General features: G+C 60.2%; 21 protein-coding genes. 8 read left to right on the top strand and 13 right to left on the bottom strand.

Going from position 1 to position 22,539, the window contains the following annotated elements; all coding sequences use genetic code 11:
• The first annotated feature begins 65 nt into the window (after positions 1-65).
• Entirely contained in the window at positions 66-1,166 is a 1,101-nt protein-coding gene (locus tag CQ019_RS15285; RefSeq protein ID WP_374954805.1) for an adenosine deaminase, read from the top strand.
• 70 nt (positions 1,167-1,236) lie between these two features.
• On the opposite strand, the gene CQ019_RS15280 is transcribed toward CQ019_RS15285, so the two are convergent.
• The 6 genes from CQ019_RS15280 to CQ019_RS15255 form a co-directional block, all read right to left on the bottom strand.
• The gene (locus tag CQ019_RS15280; protein ID WP_217990442.1) at positions 1,237-2,043 is read right to left on the bottom strand and encodes a putative hydro-lyase; all 807 of its coding nucleotides are present in this window, start codon (positions 2,041-2,043) and stop codon (positions 1,237-1,239) included.
• 28 nt (positions 2,044-2,071) lie between these two features.
• Entirely contained in the window at positions 2,072-3,289 is a 1,218-nt protein-coding gene (locus CQ019_RS15275; RefSeq protein WP_105554171.1) for an NRAMP family divalent metal transporter, read from the bottom strand.
• A gap of 248 nt (positions 3,290-3,537) precedes the next feature.
• Positions 3,538-3,660 carry a type B 50S ribosomal protein L36 gene (ykgO, locus tag CQ019_RS15270; protein WP_096289084.1) on the bottom strand — a complete coding sequence of 41 codons (123 nt, stop codon included), beginning with the start codon at positions 3,658-3,660 and terminating at the stop codon, positions 3,538-3,540.
• Positions 3,657-4,760 (bottom strand): GTP-binding protein, encoded by a 1,104-nt coding sequence (locus tag CQ019_RS15265; protein WP_105570047.1) that lies wholly within the window; start codon positions 4,758-4,760, stop codon positions 3,657-3,659. Before CQ019_RS15265 ends, ykgO begins: the two co-directional genes overlap by 4 nt.
• A 122-nt stretch (positions 4,761-4,882) precedes the next feature.
• Complete coding sequence (gene purH / locus CQ019_RS15260) at positions 4,883-6,553, bottom strand: bifunctional phosphoribosylaminoimidazolecarboxamide formyltransferase/IMP cyclohydrolase (protein ID WP_105554173.1); 1,671 nt, start codon at positions 6,551-6,553, stop codon at positions 4,883-4,885.
• 102 nt (positions 6,554-6,655) lie between these two features.
• Positions 6,656-7,414, bottom strand: a complete 759-nt coding sequence (locus CQ019_RS15255) for a DUF4303 domain-containing protein (protein ID WP_105570046.1) — start codon at positions 7,412-7,414, stop codon at positions 6,656-6,658.
• Between the two features lie 154 nt (positions 7,415-7,568).
• Here CQ019_RS15255 and CQ019_RS15250 point away from each other — a divergent pair, with 154 nt between their 5' ends.
• Both CQ019_RS15250 and CQ019_RS18810 read left to right on the top strand, forming a co-directional pair.
• Entirely contained in the window at positions 7,569-8,906 is a 1,338-nt protein-coding gene (locus CQ019_RS15250) for an MFS transporter (RefSeq protein ID WP_105554175.1), read from the top strand.
• 83 nt (positions 8,907-8,989) lie between these two features.
• Positions 8,990-9,481 carry a hypothetical protein gene (locus CQ019_RS18810; protein ID WP_258134022.1) on the top strand — a complete coding sequence of 164 codons (492 nt, stop codon included), beginning with the start codon at positions 8,990-8,992 and terminating at the stop codon, positions 9,479-9,481.
• Here the strand turns inward: CQ019_RS18810 and CQ019_RS15240 are convergent.
• Positions 9,464-10,378, bottom strand: a complete 915-nt coding sequence (locus tag CQ019_RS15240; RefSeq protein WP_105570075.1) for an N-acetylglucosamine kinase — start codon at positions 10,376-10,378, stop codon at positions 9,464-9,466. The genes CQ019_RS18810 and CQ019_RS15240 overlap by 18 nt on opposite strands.
• Positions 10,379-10,598: 220 nt before the next feature.
• Here CQ019_RS15240 and CQ019_RS15235 point away from each other — a divergent pair, with 220 nt between their 5' ends.
• Complete coding sequence (locus tag CQ019_RS15235) at positions 10,599-13,619, top strand: glycoside hydrolase family 38 C-terminal domain-containing protein (RefSeq protein ID WP_105570045.1); 3,021 nt, start codon at positions 10,599-10,601, stop codon at positions 13,617-13,619.
• A 95-nt stretch (positions 13,620-13,714) separates the two neighbouring features.
• Here the strand turns inward: CQ019_RS15235 and CQ019_RS15230 are convergent, their stop codons facing one another.
• Positions 13,715-14,233 carry a hypothetical protein gene (locus CQ019_RS15230; RefSeq protein ID WP_105570044.1) on the bottom strand — a complete coding sequence of 173 codons (519 nt, stop codon included), beginning with the start codon at positions 14,231-14,233 and terminating at the stop codon, positions 13,715-13,717.
• A gap of 242 nt (positions 14,234-14,475) precedes the next feature.
• Here CQ019_RS15230 and CQ019_RS15225 point away from each other — a divergent pair, with 242 nt between their 5' ends.
• Together CQ019_RS15225 and CQ019_RS15220 are read left to right on the top strand one after the other, a co-directional pair.
• A complete protein-coding gene (locus tag CQ019_RS15225; RefSeq protein WP_105570043.1) occupies positions 14,476-14,979 on the top strand; it encodes a sigma-70 family RNA polymerase sigma factor in 504 nt (167 codons plus the stop codon).
• Complete coding sequence (locus CQ019_RS15220) at positions 14,976-15,644, top strand: zf-HC2 domain-containing protein (protein ID WP_181148539.1); 669 nt, start codon at positions 14,976-14,978, stop codon at positions 15,642-15,644. Before CQ019_RS15225 ends, CQ019_RS15220 begins: the two co-directional genes overlap by 4 nt.
• Positions 15,645-15,769: 125 nt before the next feature.
• Here the strand turns inward: CQ019_RS15220 and CQ019_RS15215 are convergent, their stop codons facing one another.
• Positions 15,770-17,284, bottom strand: coding sequence for an SDR family NAD(P)-dependent oxidoreductase (locus CQ019_RS15215; protein ID WP_181148536.1), 1,515 nt, complete (start codon positions 17,282-17,284; stop codon positions 15,770-15,772).
• Positions 17,285-17,317: 33 nt separating this feature from the next.
• Positions 17,318-17,887, bottom strand: coding sequence for a phosphoribosylglycinamide formyltransferase (gene purN, locus CQ019_RS15210; protein ID WP_096289096.1), 570 nt, complete (start codon positions 17,885-17,887; stop codon positions 17,318-17,320).
• A gap of 128 nt (positions 17,888-18,015) precedes the next feature.
• Between purN and CQ019_RS15205 the strand changes: the two genes are divergently transcribed.
• Positions 18,016-18,537, top strand: a complete 522-nt coding sequence (locus CQ019_RS15205; RefSeq protein ID WP_096289098.1) for a DinB family protein — start codon at positions 18,016-18,018, stop codon at positions 18,535-18,537.
• 108 nt (positions 18,538-18,645) lie between these two features.
• Positions 18,646-19,281, top strand: a complete 636-nt coding sequence (locus CQ019_RS15200) for a hypothetical protein (RefSeq protein ID WP_096289100.1) — start codon at positions 18,646-18,648, stop codon at positions 19,279-19,281.
• Positions 19,282-19,508: 227 nt separating this feature from the next.
• Here CQ019_RS15200 and CQ019_RS15195 read toward each other — a convergent pair whose 3' ends face one another.
• Genes CQ019_RS15195 through hpaH form a run of 3 tightly spaced genes read right to left on the bottom strand, consistent with a single transcriptional unit; the run spans position 19,509 to position 22,480 of the window.
• Positions 19,509-20,840: a DUF6350 family protein gene (locus tag CQ019_RS15195; protein WP_258134021.1), complete on the bottom strand. Its 1,332-nt coding sequence runs from the start codon at positions 20,838-20,840 to the stop codon at positions 19,509-19,511.
• A gap of 60 nt (positions 20,841-20,900) precedes the next feature.
• Complete coding sequence (locus CQ019_RS15190) at positions 20,901-21,710, bottom strand: aldolase/citrate lyase family protein (protein ID WP_105554180.1); 810 nt, start codon at positions 21,708-21,710, stop codon at positions 20,901-20,903.
• Positions 21,695-22,480, bottom strand: coding sequence for a 2-oxo-hept-4-ene-1,7-dioate hydratase (gene hpaH, locus CQ019_RS15185; protein WP_105570042.1), 786 nt, complete (start codon positions 22,478-22,480; stop codon positions 21,695-21,697). The genes CQ019_RS15190 and hpaH overlap by 16 nt, the downstream gene beginning before the upstream one ends.
• Positions 22,481-22,539: the final 59 nt, after the last annotated feature.

The following is a 22,539-nucleotide window of genomic DNA, read 5'->3' as shown; positions in this document are numbered from 1 at the left end:
GGAGAGTATCGTTAGAAACGGCTAGCAGGTCAATTAGTACGTGGCCAGAGCAACTTGAGTGGAGTTTGTCCGACACGGATACTGCATATTTTCCTTGCGCCGATGCTGCGACGGACCGAAGCAGCCATACTTTGGTTCATTTTCCGAAAGGACAAGACTTGAAACTGCCTGTAGCCGAACTACACATCCATTTGGAAGGTTCGTTAGAGCCCGAAACGATTTTTGCCCTTGCCGCCAAAAATCGGATCGCTCTGCCCTACCAGTCGGTGGAGGAGCTGCGGGAGCAGTACGATTTTAACAACCTTCAGTCCTTCCTTGATCTTTTCTACGCGAATATGGCCGTGCTGCGCACCAGCGAAGATTTCCATGAAATCACTCGCGCCTACCTGCAGCGAGCACACGATTCTGGTGTTCGTCACGTTGAACTGTTCTTTGATCCCCAAGCACATTTGGAACGCGGGCTGACACTGTCCGACGTGATTTCCGGAATCAGTGCTGGTCTTGATGAAGCCAAGCAGCGTTGGGGCATGACTCATAAGCTCATTGCCTGTTTCTGGCGACACGCCCCGGCAGCCTCTGCCATGGAAATCCTGCAGCTGATTGTTTCCGAAAAGCATGAGATCGATGGAATCGGCTTGGACTCTTCCGAGCTTGGATTCCCTCCTGAGCTCTTTACTGAGGTCTTCGCTTACGCCCGCGAGCACGGCTTGCATCTGGTGGCCCATGCGGGCGAGGAAGGGCCAGCTGACTATATCCGTCAGGCCTTGGACCTGTTGCGGGTTGAGCGCGTTGATCACGGCATCCGTTGCTTGGAGGACCCTGAGCTCGTGACACGCTTGGTCAATGAACAGATGCCGCTGACGGTATGTCCTTTTTCGAATGTGCGATTGCGTGCAGTGGATACCCTGGCAGATCATCCGTTGCCTCAGATGCTCGAAGCTGGGCTGAAGGTTTCCATCCATTCGGATGATCCTGCCTATTTCGGCGGCTATATGGATGCCAACTTTTCGGCCATCACCGAACAATTCTCCTTGACTGCCTCGCAGCTGGCTACGCTGGCCCGGAATTCCTTTGACGGATCTTTCCTCGAAGCGGGAGAAAAAGCGGCTCGCGTAGCCGAGGTTGATGCGTGGCTCGAATTACAGGCGGACGCGGAGCCGCGTTAATTAGAAGTGCCGCGATTCCTTGGGGATGGAATCGCGGCACTGGACTCAACAGGTACTCGTACTTTGGGGGTTACGGCACCTGATACATCGAGTCCCTGGCATCGGTGATTAACATATGCCCGGGGGCGTGTCCGATAGCCAGCACAGGACGGGATTCCATGACAGCGGCTTGTGGGGTCACGCCGCATGCCCAAAAAATTGGAATGGTTCCGTCCGGAATGGTGAGTGCATCTCCGAAGTCTGGTTTGCCCAGATCCGTGATGCCTATTTCTTCGGGATTGCCCACATGAACCGGGGCTCCGTGTACCGCTGGGTAGCGGGAAGTGATACGCACGGCGTCCGCTACCTGAGAAGCCGGTATTGGACGCATGGAGACGACCATCGGTCCGGAAATACTCCCGGCCGAGGCGCTGCGAATGTTCGTCTTGTACATAGGCACGTTCACACCTTGGTCGATGTGGGCAACGCCTATGCCATTTTCAATCAGGGCCGCTTCGAAGGTGAATGAACACCCCACGATGAAAGTCACCAGATCATCTCGCCAATACTCGCTCAGATCCGTAGGTTCGGCTATTTTCTGGCCGTTTTGGTAGACCGTGTATTTCGGAAGATCGGTGCGAATATCGCCATCGGGCAGTAATTCGTTGCTCGTCTGGCCCGCTTCCAGTACCCCTAGAATCGGGCAAGACTTCGGGTTGCGCTGGGCAAAGAGTAGTACCTCAAAGGCCAGCTCGCGTGGCACGATGATCAGATTCGCTTGGGCATATCCGGCAGCATACCCAGCGGTGGGTACGCTCAGTCCTTGCCGAAAGAGTTTACGGGCTGCTGACGGGGCCATACTGGCACGTTCGTCGCGATGTGGTTCGAGCGGGATCATGAAGTTCTCCTAGATCTCAGACGCGAGCTCAGGCCCACATTTTTGACAGGCCAGTGAGCGACATCCATCCGAGGTAAATAGTCAAGAGCCAAGTCAAGGCGCCAATAATCAACAGCCATGCCGGGTACTTGTAATCGTTCAGCAAGTCTCGGCGGCGCCAAGCCACCCACAACAGGACCGCAAAGCCAACGGGGAGGATCAATCCGTTGAAGGCGCCGGCGAAGATCAGCAAGGTCTGTGGGGCTTGGCCCAGGAATAGGTAGATTGCGGCGCATACGGCGATGAACGCCACGGTGATCAGATTTCGTGTGCGTTCTTTGGTCACCGATTTGGTGACGAAGGAAACCGAGGTGTAGGCGGCTCCGATGACGGAAGTCAACGCGGCGGACCAGAGGATGACGCCGAAGGTGCGTAGTCCAATATCTCCGGCTGCTGCGCCGAAGGCCTCGGCGGCCTTGTTGTCGCTGGTCAAGGCCACGCCACCGGCAACGACGCCGAAGATGGCGAGGAACAGCAATACTCGCATGACACCTGTGACGATGATGCTGACAACCGAGATGCGGCTAACGGCCTTGACATGCTCGACGCCCGAAGTGCCGGAGTCAATCATGCGGTGCGCACCGGCATAAGTAATGTAGCCACCGACGGTGCCGCCGATCAGCGTTGTAATGACCAAGAAATCTATGTTTTCCGGCATCACGGTGTTCTTCAGCGCTTCGCCAACCGGCGGGGCAGCAATGATTGCAACGTAGAGCATCAACAGGATCATGATCGCCCCGAGGAGTACCACGATCCGGTCCAGTGCCATGCCGGCTTTCTTCGATAGGAAGATGAGAATGGCGATTGCCGCTGAAATTGCGCCACCTATTTTTGGGTCAACGCCCATCATCGCGTTCATGCCAAGACCGGTGCCGGCAATATTGCCAATGTTGAAGACCATGCCACCGATAAATACCAGCGCCGCAAGGAACCAGCCGACGCCGGGAAGCACCTTGTTGCCCAATTCCTGGGCGCGCAATCCGGAGACTCCGATAACTCGCCAAACGTTCAGCTGAACTGCGATGTCTACCAAGATCGAAACGACAATCGCGAAGGCGAAGGACGCTCCTAGCTTGACCGTAAATTCCGAGGTCTGGGTGATGAACCCCGGCCCGATTGCGCTTGTTGCCATGAGGAACATGGCGCCCATAAGGGCTGTGCGCCGTGCCCTACTGCTGAGCTGCGGCTGAGTCTCTGAATGTGCCATGGTTCCATCCATTACAGGTTGCGGTGACTGCGGTCACAAGTCTTGGTGACTCACAGAAGAATACAGGTTGTTCAACAATCTGCACAAGAGGTTGTTCAACAATCCTCTTCCCGAATTTCCCAGAGACCGCGGTTGACCTGTAACTGTGTACACAAACAATGGCACAAGAATTCTTAAAATACGACACCTCGCCCCGCGAAAAACACAACTTCAGAGTTTTTGCGAGCCGAGGTGCCGAGCGAGCATGGCTAGCCCTGACGCGCTTTCATCCTTGGATTCTTCTTGTTGATCACAAAGACCCTGCCGCGACGGCGGACCACTTGAGCACCGGGCACCTTCTTCAGTGCTCGGATTGAATTTCTAACCTTCATACGCTTTCACCTCTTCCCCATATATCCGACTCCTCCTGATCTGGCCCAGTTGCACTCGAAGCGCCATGCAGGGCCAGAAGCTGTTCATCGCTTAGTTCGCAGGATTCCAAGAGCGCCCTGACCTCAGCTTCGCAATGCTCCGAGCCGGTCAATTCCAGATGAGTGCAAGCAACGTCGCTTTCCCATGCCCCGGTTGATTCCATCCAGACCCGTGGCCCAGTACCGGTGAGCGCAACACGTACGCCGGGGCAGCTTGCCATCCAGAGCGTCCCGCGAACGCACATGCAGGTTGCGACTACCTCCGGCAGCACCTCGCGGAAACGGTCGGCATCAAGTGGTCGCTCGACTCTGATGAGAATTTTTGAATCTGCGATCTCCGAATCACCCGCGCCATGCGAGAAATGACCGGGGCGAGACCTAAGAAGGGCTTCGTGCTGGTCATAATCACCCAAAACAACTTCGCTTGCGCCTGAATTGAGCGCCGCATGCGGCGCTAATTCCGCGATCAGCCTCGCCCCATGCTCGTATTGCTCACCGGAAGCTTTTAGATGCTCAGCCGATTCGCCAAGAAGCTCTACGCTCACTCCTTCAACGAGCATCAGGCTATCGGCCAGCGCGAGTTCACGGATCAGGAACTCCCCTGCGGTTCGCTCATCATTTGGCACGGCGTTGAAGCCTGACTCCCACAGGGTCCTTCGATCCCAGAACTGGTCTTCCGTCGCGGCCGGGTCCAGCGCGAGGACCACGTGGTCGATTGTGACCCCACGCCCCGCAAGCTCGGAACGCACTATGTCCAAGACCTGATCACTATGCCAAGTAGCCGGCAGCAGTTGGATCACCACGGCATCTTCGCGCCCAGGTAGCAGGCGCAACAGCGTCGGGAGAATTTCAAAGCGCACAGCGCAGCCTATGCAACCGTGCTCGAGTACGGATTCGGCGCGCTCGGTAGCATTATGCTTTCCTTCAACTCGGCGCAGGACACGATTGCCCTCTAGCAGATCGTGGCCAATAACCAGCGCCTCGGGATATTTCCCAAGCAGTCGACTGACGGCGACATCTCGGCAGTGGACTTCCAAAGATGAGACAAAAATAAGCTTCATAAGGCTCGAGCTTACATGAGAATGATTCTCAATATAAATAACGAATACTTCGTGTTAACCGGCAGCGGGCCGCCAAAATCATCAATGATTGATGATTTGGCGGCCCGCACCGTGGAAAATTCCTAGTGGAAGAAGTGACGCGCTCCGGTGAAGTACATGGTGATGCCAGCAGCGTTTGCCGCGGCGACAACTTCCTCATCACGAACCGAACCACCAGGCTGAACGACAGCCTTAACGCCGGCGTCAAGCAAGATCTGCAGGCCATCGGCGAACGGGAAGAACGCATCCGAGGCGGCAACGGCACCTTCGGAACGTTGCTCGGAAGCGGAGCCGTCAACGTTTTCCGCGCCCCCGGCGGCATCTGCACCGGATTCAACCTTCACGCCAAGGGTATTGGCGCGCTCGACTGCAAGCTTGCACGAGTCGACGCGGTTGACCTGGCCCATGCCGATACCCACGGCTGCACCGTCCTTGGCGAGGAGAATTGCGTTCGACTTCGCCGCACGCACCGCACGCCAAGCGAAGGCAAGATCTGCCAGCGTCTTCTCGTCGGCAGCCGGGCCGGCCGCAAGGGTCCAGTTCGCCACGTCGTCACCGGCAGCAGTGATCTTGTCACTGGCCTGCACCAGCATGCCGCCGGAAACCTGACGGAACTCGTTTGCGTTGCGCGCGTAGCCCTCTGGCAATGCCAGCAGGCGGATGTTCTTCTTGGCCGAGAGGATCTCTACTGCTTCTGGCTCGAAGTCCGGTGCGATGACCACCTCGGTGAAGATGCCCTTGACCGTTTCGGCCATTGCTTTGGTCACCGTGCGGTTAGCGGCGATGACACCGCCGAAAGCCGACACCGGATCGGTGGCATGCGCCTTGGCATGGGCCTCGGCGATTGGATTGGCCGCCTCCGGGGAAGCGACCGCAACGCCACAGGGGTTGGCATGCTTGATCACTGCCACCGCGGGCTGCTCAAAATCGAAAGCGGCGCGCAGCGCCGCATCGGCATCCACGTAGTTGTTGTAGCTCATCGGCTTACCGTGCAGCTGGTCCGCCTGAGCAATACCGGCTGGGGCCGCCTCGTCAACGTACAGGGCTGCCTGCTGGTGCGGGTTTTCACCGTAGCGCAGCGCTTCGGCACGCTGCAGGGCTACGCCCGCGTAGGCTGGCCAGTCGATAACACCGTCGCCGTCCTCGTCAAGGAACTGGCTGGCGGTCCAAGAAGCCACTGCGGTGTCGTACGCCGCGGTATGGGCGTAGGCCTTCGCCGCCAGACGCTGACGGGTCTTCAGATCGAAGCCGCCCTCTGCGGCGGCCTCGACGACCTTGGAGTAGAAGGTTGGGTCCACCACGATGGACACCGCTGCGTGGTTCTTCGCAGCCGAGCGGACCATGGCAGGTCCTCCGATATCGATCTGCTCGACAACCTCGTCCTGGCTGGCTCCCGAGGCTACGGTCTGGACGAATGGGTAAAGGTTCACCACGACTAGATCGATCTGCTCGATGTCCATGGCGGACAGGGTGTCCATATGTTCGCCCACGCGACGGTCGGCAAGAATGCCGCCGTGGATGCGCGGGTGCAGGGTTTTCACACGGCCATCGAGCATTTCCGGGGAGCCGGTAACCTGCTCTACCTCGGTGACTGGAATCCCTGCTGCCGCGATCTTCTTGGCGGTGGAACCGGTGGAGACCAACTGCACGCCAGCTTGGTGCAGTCCGGCGGCCAGTTCCTCCAGGCCAGTCTTGTCGTATACGGAAATCAAGGCGCGGCGGATGGCCACACGATCCAAGACGGTCTTACTCACGAAAATGCTCTCCCGGCGGTGAGATGAAAAGGGGCGGGCAACCAATGGTCGCCTTCCCTATTCTAGCGCCGGAAGCAGGCGATTCTTCAGTTCATGTCAGCGCTACTGAACTGGTTGCTCCAGCTGCGGGAAATGCTCGACGAGCTGCTGCGGTGTCAGGCAGAGTTCGAGCAGTTTTTCTGCATGATCGTCGTCGGCAACATAGGCGACCAAGTCGACCTTTGTCCGTTCGTTCAGCTCCTCACGCAATGACTGAGCGACGGCAACGAGGGTGTGATAATAGCGCTTAATTGTGCTCTCCCACCCTTCGCGGGTAGCCAGATCCGTCATCGCATCCGACCAGATTTGGGCGGCCGGGTCTTGGCATAGATCGATAGCGGACCAATGCCAATCGCTCGGTTCCCACTTATCTGAGTAGAAACTGTCGCCATCGTCTTCTTCGAGATCTGCCTCGATGGCACTCAGGACGGCATCGAGATCTTCGCTGTCCCCGTCCTCATCTGCCTCATCGTTCTCATCCGCGGAGTCTTGAAACTCATCCTCGGTTTCGGTGACATGCTCAACGCTGAGCTGCCCCTGAAGATCAGCGTCCGAACGATCCTCGTAGTTGTCGTCCTCGTCGAGATCTTCGCCGCGTTCCACCAGTAAGTCCCGAGATTCGCTTTGGCGATCGCGTTCGAGCGCTTCAACAGAATTTAATGCCAGCAGCGGCATTGCGATGTTCTCGCTCTCCGAGGTGCTGACACCATGCAGGGCAATGGCATAGAAGTTCTGTTCCGGGTGTTCGGCAATCACTTCCGCCGCGTGTCGAAGGGCAGCCACCCGTATCGCCTCTTCGAGAGCGGTCCAATCTACTCCCATGACCAGAGAATACTCCCTTCGGGCCTCGCGCAACAGGCCTTGACGAAGCCGTGCAAAAGGCGTAATGAGATGCGCTGAAGCTACAGGTTTCGGTATGCTTCGACGCGAAGCGTGCCGCACTTTATGTGGCCGATCCTAGGAAAGGCCAACGACAGTGCCAACTGCCACACTCCCCTCCGGCACGCACATTGTGCAGGAGCTGCCCTTCAAATGGAAGGTGCAAGGCACCATCTTCATCATTGGTGGGCTGGGCTTCATGTTTGATGCCTGGGACGTGACCCTGAACGGTGCGCTCATCCCGTTGGTGGCCGCCGAATGGGGCCTGGACCGCCCCACGGCCGCGTTGCTTGGAACCTCTAACCTGGTGGGCATGGCGCTTGGCGCTTTCCTATGGGGAGGAATCGCGGACAAATACGGTCGCAAAAATGCCTTCTCACTGACCTTGCTGATGTTTTCGATATTCACCGTGCTTGGCGCGCTCTCCCCTAACTTTGGTTTCTTTGTCGCCTTCCGCTTCCTTGCAGGAGTAGGCTTGGGAGGCTGCATTCCGGTGGACTACGCCTTGGTTGGCGAATTCACCCCGGCAAAACTGCGCGGACGGGTGCTCACGGCAATGGATGGCTGGTGGCCCATCGGCGCGGCACTGTCCTTCTTCGTTTCCGGGTGGGTTATGGCCACTGCCGAGAACTGGCGCTTGATTCTCGCGGTGATGATCCTTCCGGCCTTCATGGTGTTTCTGGTGCGTTTGAAGATGCCCGAATCCCCGCTGTTCCTCGCGGCCAAGGGACGCGAGGTCGAAGCCCGACAAGTCATCGATGAATTGGTGCAGCGTACCGGTGCCGCACCTCGGGACTACGTCATCGAGGCGGCCCCATCTGGCAAGGGACCACGCTGGTGGGAGCAGGTCGTGGAGCTGTGGCGCTACTCGGCCAAGCTGACGGCAACCAGCTGGCTGTTGTTCGTCACCGTCTTGCTCGTCTACTACCTGGCACTGACTTGGCTTCCCACCATCTTGACCGAGGCCGGCATGGCGCAGTCCGCCTCGTTTTTCGCCACCGCGGTGATGGCCCTGATGGGTCTGGTCGGTGTGCTGATCGCCGCCTTGCTCGTAGAGCGAGTGGGCCGCAAATGGCTGCTCGGCATCTCCGCACCACTGGCGGGGATCGTGCTGATCGTGGTCGCCGTCAGCCTGGACGCACCGGCCACCGCGGTGGCCTGGATTCTGGTGTTCGGCGTTGTGGTCCAGGTGGCGATTCCGGTGTTGTATGCCTACGTCTCCGAGCTGTACCCGACCGAACTGCGCGCCAGTGGCTTCGGCTGGGCCTCAACCATGTCCCGCTTTGCCGCGGGCTTTGGTCCGTTGCTCTTCGCCGCCCTTTGGCCGATCGTCGGACTGCCCTGGCTCTTCGCCGGGGCTACCTTCTTGGTGCTCCTCGCGGTGTTGTTCATGGCCCGCTTCGCCCCGGAGACCCGCGGGCGCGACCTTCGCTAGGGACTGCGCAAGCCAAAGGGAGCACGAATACTTCGTAGTGGACGAGGCGACTTTTTCCTCGCTTACCGAGGTATTGTGAGCTCATGCCTAGGCTCGGAACTGTGCGGCCGCTCGGCGTCACGCGCCGGGTAGCTTTCCCGCTGATTTTCGCGGGCGCCCTGGCGGGAGCGCTGGCCTCCTGCAGCGCGGACACCCGGCCGGATTCGGCCTGCATGCCGCCGGAATTTTCGCTGTCCCAAGGGACCGCGCAGCGCGGAGAACCGGTGCAAATTTCGGCACCAGATGCGGATTGCGACCCTCGTTACGGACCTCAAGCCCAGGTGGAAATCAGCATCACCGATGCGCAAGGCATCGAAGTCATCCACACCACCGAACCCATGGGCGATGCCGGGAAGTTCAGCTACACCTTCGAAGTGCCGCAGGACATGGAACTTGGCAAGGCGGCTATCAGCGCCTTTCCGCACGCGGTGGACTGGTGCGATGACACCGGGGTGAACAACCGGATTTACGGCGGGCTGGCTATCGTTCGCGCTTCGTGCAGTATTCCCGTGAAAACCTTAGAGATCATCCGCTAGGCCGGCAAGGAATGCCGCCCCGTGCACCGGGCTTCGGGCCAAGAAGCGAAGGTCCTCGAAACCTTCGGCGGCCAGTGCCGCGCGGAGGCGCTCTTGATAAATGGGCTGGTGCTCGATTACCCCACCGCCGAGCACCACGGGAGCGGAGATTCCCAGCTGGCCGGCGACAACGCATACCTTGGACACCACAAAGGTGATCGCCCGCTGAAGAATTTCTTCGGCCGCGGCATCCCCCGACGCAATAGCTTGGAAAACTAGCGGTGCGCACCGAGCCCAGTATTCACGCGAACTTCGCTTGTGGAAGAGCCCAATGAGCTCTTCGGGATTCGCGCACCCGACATGCTCCAGCAACGACGAGGTCAGAGCCGACTCGCGTCGGCCTCGGTTGAACTCATCCAGGGCGTGGCGCACCGCCTCACGGCCAAACCAGTAACCCGCTGCTTCGTCTCCCAGCAGGTAACCCCATCCCCCGTACCGTGCGGTCTTCCCGGCGGAATTCAGACCCCAAATCGCTGACCCGGTTCCCAGAATGACCGCGATCCCCAGATCCGATTGCCCGGCGGCCAGGATCAGCCGCGTATCGTGCACCACCCTGACCTCAGCATCCGGAACAAACGGTTCGATGAGTTTGCGCAGCGCCAGGCTATCGGCGTCGGTGTCGATCCCTCCGGCACCTGCAATCACCAAATCAACCTGCGGTTCGCCGAGTTCCGCGAACGCTTCGCGTAGCGCCTGCCGGGCTTCGTCCAGGCTGACGTTTTGCACGTTGGCGCTGCCGGTGCGAACCTCTGCAACGATCTGGTCGTCCAGGTAGCGCACCGCGTGCGTTTTTGTTCCACCGATATCGAGCGCGATCAGTCGAAGCGGTGCTGATTTACTTGCGTGCGTCGATTCCATGGTGACCTTTGTCTGCCGTCTCTTCGGGTTCTTACCCGGCTTTAGCTTTTCATGGCGCTTGCCCAATGGCCGAGGAAGCAGCCAAACCACCTGCACAGAACGCGATTTTGCAGAACCGTCCACGTGAGAGCGCGGTGGAGAGCTCAACCATTCCGCTTATTGGATAGTCTAAATGCAAGCTTACTGTTCTCAAGGAACCGTTGTTCCGAGAAAGGCATTCATGCATGATGACATCTCGCTGACCACCGGACGCGTCAAACGCGTCCTCAATGAACGAATCCGTCCCTCGGTGTATTCGGATTCGGTCCCGTTCGAGGTGTCGTGGCATGAGCTGCCAGGTGAACCGATCCCCGCCGTGGAAGGTATCGCCCTTGACTACACGCCGACGCAGGTCGGCGCCGCGTGGGGTGCCGCTTGGGGTACCACCTGGTTCAGGCTTCGCGGGCAGGTCCCGGAAAGTTGGGCCGGACGCCGCGTGGAGGCGGTCATTGACCTGGGCTTCGATGCCAACATGACCGGGTTCCAGTGCGAAGGGCTGATTTACCGTCCCGACGGAATCACCATCAAGGCGCTGAACCCGCGCAATCAATGGGTTCCGGTCAGCGAGTCAGCCGAGGGCGGTGAACAACTCGAGCTCTTTTTGGAGGCAGCTTCCAATCCGGTGCTCCTTGATTATCACCCGTTCTTGCCCACCGAGCAGGGAGATATCCTTACCTCGTCCCCGCGCAAGCTCTACACCACTCGCCGCATGGATTTAGCGGTCTTCGAACCGGTCGTCCATGATCTGGTCCTCGACCTTGAAGTGCTGCTGGATCTGCAAGCCGAGCTGCCCGAAGGTCCACGTCGCATGCAGATTCTGCAGGCGCTGGATAACTCAATGGACGTGCTGGACCTGCAGCGCATCGTTGACACCGCGCAGGCTGCACGCGACCGGCTCGCCCAGGTGCTCGCCGCCCCGGCGGAACACAGCGCCCATCAGATTTCGGCGATCGGCCACTCGCATATCGACTCCGCCTGGTTGTGGCCACTGCGCGAAACCATCCGTAAGGTCTCACGCACCTGCTCCTCCATGGTGGAACTGCTGGATTACGATGATGAGTTCCTCTACGGAATGTCCAGCGCACAACAATACGCCTGGCTGAAGGAACACCGTCCCGAAGTGTGGGACCGCGTGAAAAAGGCGGTGGCCGACGGCCGTTTCCTCCCGCTAGGCGGCATGTGGGTCGAATCGGACACGGTGATGCCTTCCGGGGAGTCTTTGGTCCGTCAATTCCTCTATGGACAGAAGTTCTTCCGCGACGAATTCGGGATCACCTCGGCCGGAGTGTGGCTTCCGGATTCCTTCGGCTACTCCCCCGCGCTGCCGCAGCTGATGCGCCGGGCAGGCTTTGAATGGTTCTTCACCCAAAAGATCTCCTGGAACCAGCAGAATAAATTCCCACACCACTCGTTCTTGTGGGAGGGAATCGACGGATCGCGAATATTCAGCCACTTCCCCTCCATGGATACCTATAACTCGCAGCTTTCCGGCGAGGAAGTCGCCAAGGCTTCCCGACAATTCCGCGAGTCACGGCTGACCAACAATTCGATCGCCCCGGTGGGCTGGGGCGACGGTGGCGGCGGAACCACGCGCGAGATGACCGGCAAGGCGCGCCGACTGGCAAACCTTGAAGGCAGCGCCACGGTGAAGTGGGAACATCCCAACGACTTCTTTGACCGCGCCCAGCAAGAGTTGCCAAGCCCTCCGGTTTGGGTGGGCGAACTCTATCTTGAGCTTCACCGCGCCACGCTCACCAGCCAGCACCAGACCAAACAGGGGAACCGGCGCACCGAGCAGCTGCTGGTCGAAGCCGAACTATGGGCGGCCACCGCCACCATCTATGCCGGTGCCGAATACCCCTACGAGCGGATCGACGCGCTCTGGCAGACGGTATTGCTGCACCAGTTCCACGACATCCTCCCGGGCACCTCGATCGCCTGGGTGCACCGCGAGGTGGTGGCCCGGTACGCGCAGGTCATCGAGGAAGCAGAAACGCTCATTGGTGCAGCGCAGCAAACGCTCGCCGGAACCGGCACGACATCGCTGACCTTCAACGGCGCAGCCTTTGCCCGTGCGGGCATACCCTTCGGGGCCGCCGGCGAAATTTGCGCAGCCGAACACGAGGCCGTGCAGGTCGCGGACCATGAGGGCGGATACCTGCTGGAGAACGCTCTGGTGCGGATTTTCGTCACCGCCGAGGGTCTGGTGAGCTCCGCAATCGATGTGGCTACCGGCCGGGATGCCATCGCTCCGGGGCAGGTGGCGAACCTGCTGCAGCTGCATCAGGACTTCCCGAATATGTGGGATGCCTGGGACGTGGACAAGTACTACCGCAATCAGGTCACCGACTTGCGCGCGGTGGACTCGATGGAGCTTTCCCGCGAAGCGGATGGAAGCGTGAAGCTGACAATTCTGCGCAGCTTCTCGAATTCCAAGATCGAACAACAGCTCGTTCTGGCGCCTGGCTCACGGACCCTGCAGATCAAGCAGAGCACCGAGTGGCATGAGGCGGAGAAGTTCCTCAAGGTCTCCTTCCCGCTGGATATTCGTGCGGAGCATACGATCGCCGAGACGCAGTTCGGCTACCACCAACGAGTCACCCATGTGAACACCAGTTGGGAGGCTGCGAAGTTTGAAACCTCCATGCACCGCTTCGTGCTCGCGCAGGAGCCCGGCTTCGGTGCGGCACTGATCAACGATTCCATCTATGGCTTCGATGTCACCCGCGACTCCACCGAGGCCGGCATCTCCACCACCTTGCGCTTGTCGCTCTTGCGCGCTCCGCGATTCCCGGACCCGGAAACCGACCAGGGGCGCCAGACCCACCGCTACGGTTTGGTCATCGGCGCGGATATCGCCTCGGCGACCGAGGCAGGAGCCTTGCTGAACAGCGCCGCGCGGGTCATCCAGGGTGCCACGCCGGTGGCTCCGCTGGTCACCCTCGACGGCGAAGGCCTGGTGGTTTCCAGCGTGAAGCTTGCCTCCGATCGCTCCGGCGACCTGGTGGTTCGGGTCTACGAGTCGCTGGGACGGCGGGCGCGCGGCAGCTTGAAAATCAACGCAAAAATCGCGGCGGCGAGTACCGTGAGCCTGCTGGAAGATGCGCTCCCCGAGAACGGCACCGAGGTGGCAGACGCTGAGGTGCGCCTGGCCTTGGGTGCCTTCGAGGTGCGCACGGTTCGCTTCGGCTTGGCCAGCTAGCCGGCGACAGGCAAGGGGCGCCTGGTCCACGCGCTGACTCGTATGGACCAGGCGCCCCTTGCCGCTCCGTGAGGCGACCGCAGTATCCGGCGCCGCTACTGGATCATCGTCCCGTCGGGTGCGACCGCGTACCAGACTTCGTTAACCCCTTGGCCGGCAACATCACCCGCTTTGCTGTCATTGATGAAGGTGTACAGCGGCATTCCGTTGAGCGTCAGATGCATTTCGCCCTCGGGGCTGGTGATAGTTCCAACTTCGCCGGTGACTCCTTCCAGGGTCGGGGTGTCGCTGGTGGTTGTGGCGATTGGCCAATTGGCCAGGCACTCGCCGGTGCAGGCGCTGGTCGTGGTGCCGGCCGTGTCGTTGGTGAAGTAGTACAGGGTCATGCCGTTCGCGTCCACCACGACATCACCCAAACTCGTGGAAGCAACGCCCAAATCAACGCCCGCGGCGGTGTCCATCGGCGCTTCGGAGGTGCTCTTCGGCCCGCCGTACATGCCGCCACCGCTGTCGTCGCCGCTGCCCGCGCCGCCACCGCAACCGGCAAGCAGCAAGGCCGCGCCAAATAACACCGCGGCGGGAGCAGCAAATTTCCTGCGGCTGATCGTATTCATGATGCATTCCTTTCATCGGACGGGCTGAGCGGTCTGGCCCCGGCCAAGACCGAATCCACGCGAGGCCATTGAGCAGAGTTGCCCGCAGACTGCCCTCAATGTCTAAGACGCAGAGAAATGTGTTCTGGTTCATGTTTTTGCAAATTTTTCTGCGCATACTTGGAATGTGAATGAACCATTTTCCGTACCGGCGCGTCTTAGTGGGTGAAGCTTTGCCCTCACGACGACCGACTGGAGCGAAGGTGCCATTAGACGCACAGGTAGTCTCCGACATCTACCGCGAGCATGGAGAGGCTCTGCGGCGCTTTGCCTTGCGTGTCGCGGACAATCGGGACGAGGCCGAAGATGTGGTGCAGGAGACCGTGCTAAAAGTTTGGAAGGCTGCGCCGGTATTGACCGGCTCGCTACGCAGTTATCTGTTTGCGACGGCGCGCAATGTGATTATCGATCGGCACCGCCGGGCGGCTGCCCGAATTTCGGCCCTGCCCTTGGGCGAAACCGATCCGGAGGCCGGCGACACCTCGCGAGAAATATCCGAGGCCTTGGACCGGATACTGATGGAGGAAGCGCTCATGCGCTTGAGCTTCGAACACCGCAAGGTAGTTTTGCATCTGCATTATTTCGGTTCCACGGTGGCGCAGGCAGCACGGGATCTTGGCATCCCGGAGGGTACGGTGAAATCGCGGGCCTACTACGCGATGCGTTCCCTGCGCGGGATCTTGGAGGAGATGGGGGTTGGGCAGTGAACGAGCACATTGATCTTGGAGCGCATGTGCTCGGCGGGCTGAGCCCTGATGAGCAGGCTGCCTTCGAACTGCACCTGTCCGGATGCTTGGAATGCCGGCAGGAATTGGCTGTCTTCGCTCCCGTGGCCGGGCGTTTAGGTTCGGTGGACGCGGGCACTGCGCGGACCTTGCTGGAGCCGCGCCCCACAGAACCAGAGCTGAGGGCCGAGGTTGATTTGCTGGACTCCTTGCGTGCCCGGCGGCGCTCGCGGCGCCTGATTCAACGGTCGGCGCTCGCGGTCGCGGTCGCAGCTTCGGTGGCCGCCGGGGTCTTCCTGGCCCCGGTAGTGCGCCCAGCCCCGGCGCCGGATGCCACCTATGAGGTTGTTGGCCTCACCGGGCAACAGGTCGGTCTGGGGCTGAATGCAAAGGCCTGGGGCACCGAACTCCGATTCGAAGGTAGCGGACTTCCCACTCAGGGCACGCTGTCGCTCTGGGTGGTCGATTCCACCGGCGCGGTGGACCAGGCTGGCGCTTGGAGCGCCACGAAAACGGGCAAGACCCAGATGACCGGTGCCGTCCCCGTGCAGCTGGACGAAATTTCCTCGATTCAGTTGCGCGACGTCGATTCGAAAGTTCTCGCCGAGCTGCAATTGCCTGCGCATCCCGCGCCGCAGTCAAGCTAGCTGCTGGCGGTCCACCGCCGGCAGCCCGTGATCCTGCCATCCGGTTGGCGCCCGGCCAGCGTGGCGGGCAAGAATCTAGCCGCTCCCGGTACGAGCCTCGCTCAGCCCGGGATGTGGCCGGTGGCCTACCAGGGGGAGGGCTCGTAGTCCTTGAGGAAGCAGCCGTAGAGGTCGATGCCGCGTTCCCCGTCGACGATCGGCTGGTAGACCCGGGCCGCCCCGTCGATCAGGTCCAGCGGCGCGTGCCAGCCCTCGGCGACCATGCGGACCTTGGAGTCATGCGGGCGCTCGTCGGTGATCCATCCGGTGTCCACCGCGGACATCAGGATCCGGTCGGTGACCAGCATTTCCTCGGCGCTGGTGCGCGTGAGCATGTTCAGCGAGGCCTTGGCCATATTGGTGTGCGGGTGCCCGGCGCCCTTGTAGCGGCGGGAGAACTGGCCCTCCATGGCCGAGACGTTCACGATGTACTTGCGGTGCGCGTCGCTCGCGGCCAACGCCGGGCGCAGCCGCGAGGCCAGCAGGAACGGCGCGGTGACGTTGCACAGCTGCACCTCAAGCATTTCCAGCGCGTCGACGTCCCCCAGGATCTGCGTCCAGGAGTTTTCGGTGACCACGTCGGGCACCAGCCCGCCGGCGTCGATCGCGGTGCCGGTGGCAATTTTTTCGAGGGTGGCCGAACCCGCGGTCATCGCTAGTTCGGCGAGCGCCTGCGCATCGTATTGCGCGTGGGCTGCCGGTGCCAGCAGGGCTGAATCTTCGAGCCGGAACGCGCTGGCCAGCGCCTTGGGGTGTTCTGCCGGCGGATTGGCCTCGCCCCACAGCTCCGGTCCGCCGCGCACGAATTCGAGCTCAGCCGGAAGTTGCTGATGCTCGGCTTCGATCAAGTGCTGGTAGGAATTGGTGGTGCGCCGCACCGTCTGGGCCGCGTTATTGATCAGGATGTCAAGCGGACCTTCGGCGGCGACGCGGTCGGCCAGCGAGATCACCTGAGCGGGGTCACGCAGGTCGATTCCGACGATGCGCAGCCGGTGCATCCAGTCTGCCGAGTCTTCGATCGCGGCGAAACGCCGGACCGCGTCGCGTGGGAAACGCGTGGTGATGGTGGTGTGGGCGCCGTCGCGCAGCAGGCGCAGCGCGATATGCATCCCGATTTTTGCCCGGCCACCGGTGAGCAGTGCGCGTCTTCCGCTGAGGTCTGCGCGGGCGTCCCGGCGTTCGCGGCCCTGCGCGGCACAGGCGGGGCAGAGGTAATGGTGGAAGGCATCGACCGTGGTGTAGCGCTGCTTGCAGATGTAGCAGCCGCGCGGGCGCAGGTATTCACCTGCGCTTTGCTCCGCGGCGGAGGAACTCAGATCCAGACCCAGGGTTTCGTCATCCAAGCGATGTGGCGAGCCGGTGGCGGTGCGTTCGATGACCGCCCGGTCTGCCGCGGTGATTTCGGCGCGCTTCTGGGATTTGCGGTGGCGTTTGGCGGCCTTGAACATGTTGCTGGTGGCACGGCGGACGGCGATATGCCGCTCATCCTCGCTGGGAAGCCGGTGCACCATGCCCAAGACCTTCAGGGCGGTTTCGAGTTCGGCTTCGGTAAAGTGGGCGTCGTCGCCGGTGGGCTCTGCCGGGTGTGGATGTTCAGTCATGTCGCCATCCAGTCTACTTTGTGCCGTTGCTGGCTACTTGCCCGTTGCCAGATCCGCCAAGGTATCGATCAGCAAGCGGCGTTCGACCAGCTTGATGCGTTCGTGCAAGGTGTCTTCGGTATCCTCGTCGCGCACTGCCACGGCTTCTTGACGTAGGATCGGGCCGGTGTCTACCCCGGCGTCGGCGATGTGCACCGTGCAGCCGGTGACCTTGACCCCATAGGCCAAGGCGTCCCGCACGCCGTGGGCTCCCGGGAAGGAAGGCAGCAAGGCCGGGTGAGTGTTGATGTACGTGCCGTCGAAAGCATCGATGAATTCCTCGCCGACAATGCGCATGAATCCGGAGGAAACCACGTAGTCGGGCCGGTAGGACAGGCACTTTTCGGTGAGCTCATGATTCCACTGCCCGCGGTCGGCGTAGTCCTTGAAATTGACCACGAAGGTTTCGATGCCGGCGGCCGCCGAACGCTCAACGCCGTAGGTGCCGTGCTTGTCCGCACCGACTGCGGCGATCTCTACATGAGGCAATTCGCCAGTTGCCACGGCGTCAATGACCGATTGAAGGTTCGAACCGGTTCCGGAAACAAGTACAACAATGCGCATACAGGCTATTCTACGGTTCCTTTGGCGTGCGGTTATCGCCGCCGCCGGCAGGTGAAGTAACGGCGCTCACAATAGCTGCGCTGCACAGCCTAGACTGGGCAGAAGCGCAACCAGAAAAGGAGCATGCCATGACCGAGATCATTCCGGATGACAAGAATTGGACCTTCGTCCTAGAATCCGTCTGCACCGAATGCCATCACGACGTGAGGAACGTGTCTCCAGCCGATGTTATCGAACAGCTCCCCCAGCTCGTCGACCGCTACCTGCTCGCATTGCGCCGCCCGCAGGCGCAAGAGCGCACCAGCCCGACGCGTTGGAGCGATCAAGAATATGTGCTTCATGTAGCCGAGATGCTGGTGACGATGACTCGCCGTTTGGAGCTTATGACCACTCAGGATGATCCGACCTTCCCCAGCTGGGACCAGGACCAGGCCGCCGAAAAGGGCAACTACAACCAGCTCGAAGTCGACGAGGCAGCAGCACGGTTGCGAGCCGCAGCCTCGCTCTATAGCAACAAGCTGGCCCGCATCGACAGCTCCGATTATGGCCGCAAGGGGCTGCGCTCCAATGGCGCAGCCTTCACCGTAGCTACTTTGAACCAGTACGCTTGGCACGATGTACTGCACCACATTTGGGATTTGAAAGCCTAGCGGACTACTAGGAGTTATTTATTTCAACCGTTTTTTGCCCCGCGGATCTCCTTGATTAGACTGCTTGATAAGCACGCCAAATCCTCACAGTTCAAGGACCGCAAGAGTATGAAGAATCATCACGCCGGCAAGGTATTGGTCTTGGCTCTCCTCGGGCTGTTCATGCTTTCGGCCTGCAGTGCCGATACCGCGTCCGAGGAAACTACCGCCCCGGTTCCGGACGCAACCGAACTAATGCCGGTGTTGAGCGAAGAAGCTGGAGACGCAGACCGGCTACCGGAGGGTTTCGAGACTTCCGAGGCCTACACCGCCGAAGCGCTGAGGATGTTGGCGCAGTCGAGTTATGGCGACCATTTTGTGGCCGAAGGCGTCAACGGCGAGCTCTGCTTGATCACCGTGGCCGCACCAAAAGAGCAAGGCATGGAACCCGAAGTCGCCGCCTCAACCTGTCCACCGGTCGAGCATGTGGCCGAGAACGGTATCCTGCTAGCGGTAACCGGCGGCGAGTCGAGTTTCGACGTGGTGACATTCCTGTTGCCACCGGATATTTCAGAGCAAACCGCCACCGAGACGATCAACAAGCTAGTACCCAATAATCACACCGACCTTCGTCCTGCGGTGGAAATCCTCAGCAATGATTCGGCCGTCTTGCTTGTCATGACTTCAGAGACTTCTCAGGAACTGGGCGATTTCCAGCTTCCCCGCCCGAATGGTGATTCGCTGACGATACGGCCATTGGATTAAAGCAAAAACGAACACCTTGGAATCTCAGATGCAATGATCTACGCTGAAACGCCAAAGTGCTCGACAGTTGATTCGGTCCATACGCGGGTGCGCCACCACCGCAGCGCTGTGCAAAAAGATCGCATGCTTTTCTGCGCCTCTCGCCCCGCTGGCTACAAGGCCCAACCAACTCGGAGGCCGGTTGCCCTTCGCTGAATTGAATGCGAACCTGAGGTTGCCGGGGTTTTCTATCCTTCTAGTACGGGATCAGTTTCGAACAAGGGGGCAACCAGATAGCCGATCGCGGTACCCAAACCAATTTGCAGCGCCAACGCGCCGGCGGTGATCCACATATGCGGGCCCAACTCGGTCAGCCGGCCAACGGCCAAGGAACCCGAAGATAACCATGAACCGCTCAAGCTCACGAGACCGGCGACTATTCCGGTGAAGATTGAAAGGCACATGGTGGACAGGCCAAGGGAGAGAATTGTAAAAGGGATGCGGCGGGCAAACCAATCTTCCAGATGGTTTTCTCCCACACGAAGGAAGTACCAGCCAGCAACGATTCCGGCAACTACCGGGAGCAAGAGAAATAGCCATTGATTTCCCGCTTCGCCCGAGGGCAATGCCGCGAAGAGCGGCATGGACGGCAGCGGACCCACGGTGGTTTCCAACGTTGAAAGCGTGCTTCCGGCGCCGATGCTAAAACCGCCACCGCTAATCCAAGACAGCACCCAAAATACCGCATTCGGGATCAGCCCCAGCTGCAGCAGGGTCAGCGCAAAGGAACCGATGGGGCCCGGACGCAGCTCCTGGTAAATATTTGCTACATCGGCCCAGTGCAATCCCACGGTCACACTCATCAAGATGCCGGAAATAGCTACGGCGGCCATATATCCGATGAAACCGGCCACGATGACGTGCCATACATAGGATCCGGCCCAACGCCGATGTGGCGAGACACGCGATATATGTGCCGCAACGTCGACGCCGATGAGCCTGCCCCAGGTACCGGCTTCCCGGCGTGCGCCAAAGATCAGTCCGATGAAGGCGATGATCAGCGGGATAAAGGTCGCCGGCACGACGTCTGCCCTCGCGTATGCGTTACTCGCCAGGAAGGCCATGCCGGTGCCGATGGCACCATAGGTAATGAATGCCCCTGCAAGGCCTTGCCACAACTGGTCGGTGTATGAGGCCCTCGCGATTCGCCGCCCTGCGCGCCAGCAGAAAATGAATGGCAGCAAGCTCAAGCCCAACGGCAAAAGTGTCAACCACCCGGAGGCCGAGCTGGGATCTGCCTCCGGTCCGAGGTTCATGACTTCTAGCGGAACCCCGTGAATCAATAGCCACAGCAGGCCGCCAAATTGCAGGATCGTTTCAAAGGATTCTTCGAGGAACCCACCGCTGAAATACACCGCAACCAGGGGCACGATCAGCAGCGCCATGCAGAACACGACAGATTGCACAATCTCGAACACACCCTGCAGGGCAAGGGGCATTGGCCATCCGTTGCGCAAGCGCAGCATCACGGCTTTCATGGGTTTCTTTTCGCGGCTCATCATCTTCAATGGTGCCACCATTGCCGCCGCCCACCGAGAAGCGACGCGCAACGGCAACCCATCAGGTCATCGGACCGGAAGCTAGTAACTTGCCGGAGCAGCTGCCTGTCCATCGTCCTTAAAGCTCGCGGCCAATGCCTCCGTGGCCCGGGCAAGCAAGGCAACGTCGGCACCGACACCCACATAATCGGCGCCGGCTTCGATGTACTTTCGCGCAGTTGCCTGATCGAAGGCATTCACTCCGGCATATTTGCCGGCGGCTTTTGCTGCCTCGATGGACTGCAGCACGCCGGAGACCACATCCGGGTGGCCTTGCTGACCGATCACGCCCATTGATGCTGCCAGATCCGAGGGGCCGATAAAGATCCCATCAACACCTTCGGTGCCAACGATCTGGGCGACGTTTGACACCGCCTCAGCCGACTCGATCTGCACCATCACGGTGATCGTATCGCCTGCACGATTAAGGTAGTCGGGAATTCGGTTCCAGCGCGCCGATCGCGCCAGCGCCGAGCCGACACCGCGCACGCCAAGCGGCGGATAGTTGCATGCGGCGACCGCGCTAGCCGCTTGCTGGGCATCGTTGACCATCGGAATGATCAGCGACTGCACGCCCAGATCCAAGAACTGCTTGATAACGACCGGGTCGTTGACCGGCGGGCGCACTACCGGGATGGTGGAATAGCCGCGCACCGCTTGGAGCTGCGCCAAGATGTTCTGCAGGTCATTGGGTGAATGCTCGGCATCGATGAATAGCCAGTCAAAGCCTGCGCCCGCGCAGATCTCTGCGTTGAGCGCCGAGGCGGAGCAGACCCAGATGCCGGTGAGCGCATGGTCTGCCTCGCGCAGCGCGTCCTTGAGCGACGGGTCGGGTTCTACTCGAAATGACATGTCACGGTTCCCATCGGTCCGTAGTCCGCAAAGACCGTGTCGCCCTTGTCCACCGGCATGGGACGGGTGAATGAGCCGGCCAGGATGATCTCCCCGGCGTTGAGCTTGTCCCCGTGCGGAACGATTTTATTCGCCAACCAGTACACTCCAGCGGCCGGGTGGTTTAGCACGCCCGCTGCGACCCCGGTCTCTTCGATGGTCTGGTTCTTGAACAGGATGCCCGAGACCCAACGCAGGTCGATGGCATCCGGCTTCATCGGTGTGCCACCGATGACCATGGCACCCATCGCGGCGTTGTCGCTAATGGTGTCGACGATGCTGCGGCCCTTCATCTCAATGCGGGAGTCTAGGATCTCCAGGGCCGGAATCACATATTCGGTGGCCTCCAGCACGTCAAAAATATTCGCGTTTGGGCCTTCGATATCTTTCTTCAGTTTAAAAGCGAGTTCCATCTCCACTCGTGGGAACGTGTATTGATCCCAGTTGAAGGTGCACCCGGTGTCCAGCACCATATCTTCGAAAATGATGCCGTAGTCAGGTTCGGTGATTCCGGTCGCCATCTGCATGGCGCGCGAGGTCAAGCCGATCTTCCGGCCTGCCAAGACACGGCCGTTGGCTTCGCTGCGCTGGCGCCACAGGTTTTGCACCCGGTAGGAGTCCTCGACGGTCATTTCCGGGTAGCGTGCGGTCAGGAGCGGCACGGGCGTACGGGTAGCGCCTGCCTCGACAAGTTCATCGGCAATCGCCGTGATAATTTCCTCGGATAGCATCGACGGCTACACCTTTCGCATTCGAATTAAATCTACATGGGCTTTGTGGATGACATAGC

Origin of the sequence: Arthrobacter sp. MYb229 (assembly GCF_002975405.1) — a bacterium.
Classification (GTDB): Bacteria; Actinomycetota; Actinomycetes; order Actinomycetales; family Micrococcaceae; genus Glutamicibacter.
Note: the sequence above shows the minus strand (reverse complement) of the source record. Positions and strands in the feature narration are given on the sequence as shown.

Bases quoted from the DNA above. Each gene is read 5' to 3' on its own strand.
- CQ019_RS15240 (WP_105570075.1), bottom strand. From the start codon at position 10,378: ATGGAATCGACGCACGCAAGTAAATCAGCACCGCTTCGACTGATCGCG.
- CQ019_RS15215 (WP_181148536.1), bottom strand. From the start codon at position 17,284: ATGACTGAACATCCACACCCGGCAGAGCCCACCGGCGACGACGCCCAC.
- CQ019_RS15275 (WP_105554171.1), bottom strand. From the start codon at position 3,289: ATGGCACATTCAGAGACTCAGCCGCAGCTCAGCAGTAGGGCACGGCGC.
- purN (WP_096289096.1), bottom strand. From the start codon at position 17,887: ATGCGCATTGTTGTACTTGTTTCCGGAACCGGTTCGAACCTTCAATCG.
- CQ019_RS15200 (WP_096289100.1), top strand. From the start codon at position 18,646: ATGAAGAATCATCACGCCGGCAAGGTATTGGTCTTGGCTCTCCTCGGG.
- CQ019_RS15190 (WP_105554180.1), bottom strand. From the start codon at position 21,710: ATGTCATTTCGAGTAGAACCCGACCCGTCGCTCAAGGACGCGCTGCGC.
- CQ019_RS15195 (WP_258134021.1), bottom strand. From the start codon at position 20,840: ATGGTGGCACCATTGAAGATGATGAGCCGCGAAAAGAAACCCATGAAA.
- ykgO (WP_096289084.1), bottom strand. From the start codon at position 3,660: ATGAAGGTTAGAAATTCAATCCGAGCACTGAAGAAGGTGCCCGGTGCT.
- CQ019_RS15230 (WP_105570044.1), bottom strand. From the start codon at position 14,233: ATGAATACGATCAGCCGCAGGAAATTTGCTGCTCCCGCCGCGGTGTTA.
- CQ019_RS15265 (WP_105570047.1), bottom strand. From the start codon at position 4,760: ATGAAGCTTATTTTTGTCTCATCTTTGGAAGTCCACTGCCGAGATGTC.
- CQ019_RS15235 (WP_105570045.1), top strand. From the start codon at position 10,599: ATGCATGATGACATCTCGCTGACCACCGGACGCGTCAAACGCGTCCTC.
- CQ019_RS18810 (WP_258134022.1), top strand. From the start codon at position 8,990: ATGCCTAGGCTCGGAACTGTGCGGCCGCTCGGCGTCACGCGCCGGGTA.
- hpaH (WP_105570042.1), bottom strand. From the start codon at position 22,480: ATGCTATCCGAGGAAATTATCACGGCGATTGCCGATGAACTTGTCGAG.
- CQ019_RS15280 (WP_217990442.1), bottom strand. From the start codon at position 2,043: ATGATCCCGCTCGAACCACATCGCGACGAACGTGCCAGTATGGCCCCG.
- CQ019_RS15205 (WP_096289098.1), top strand. From the start codon at position 18,016: ATGACCGAGATCATTCCGGATGACAAGAATTGGACCTTCGTCCTAGAA.
- CQ019_RS15255 (WP_105570046.1), bottom strand. From the start codon at position 7,414: ATGGGAGTAGATTGGACCGCTCTCGAAGAGGCGATACGGGTGGCTGCC.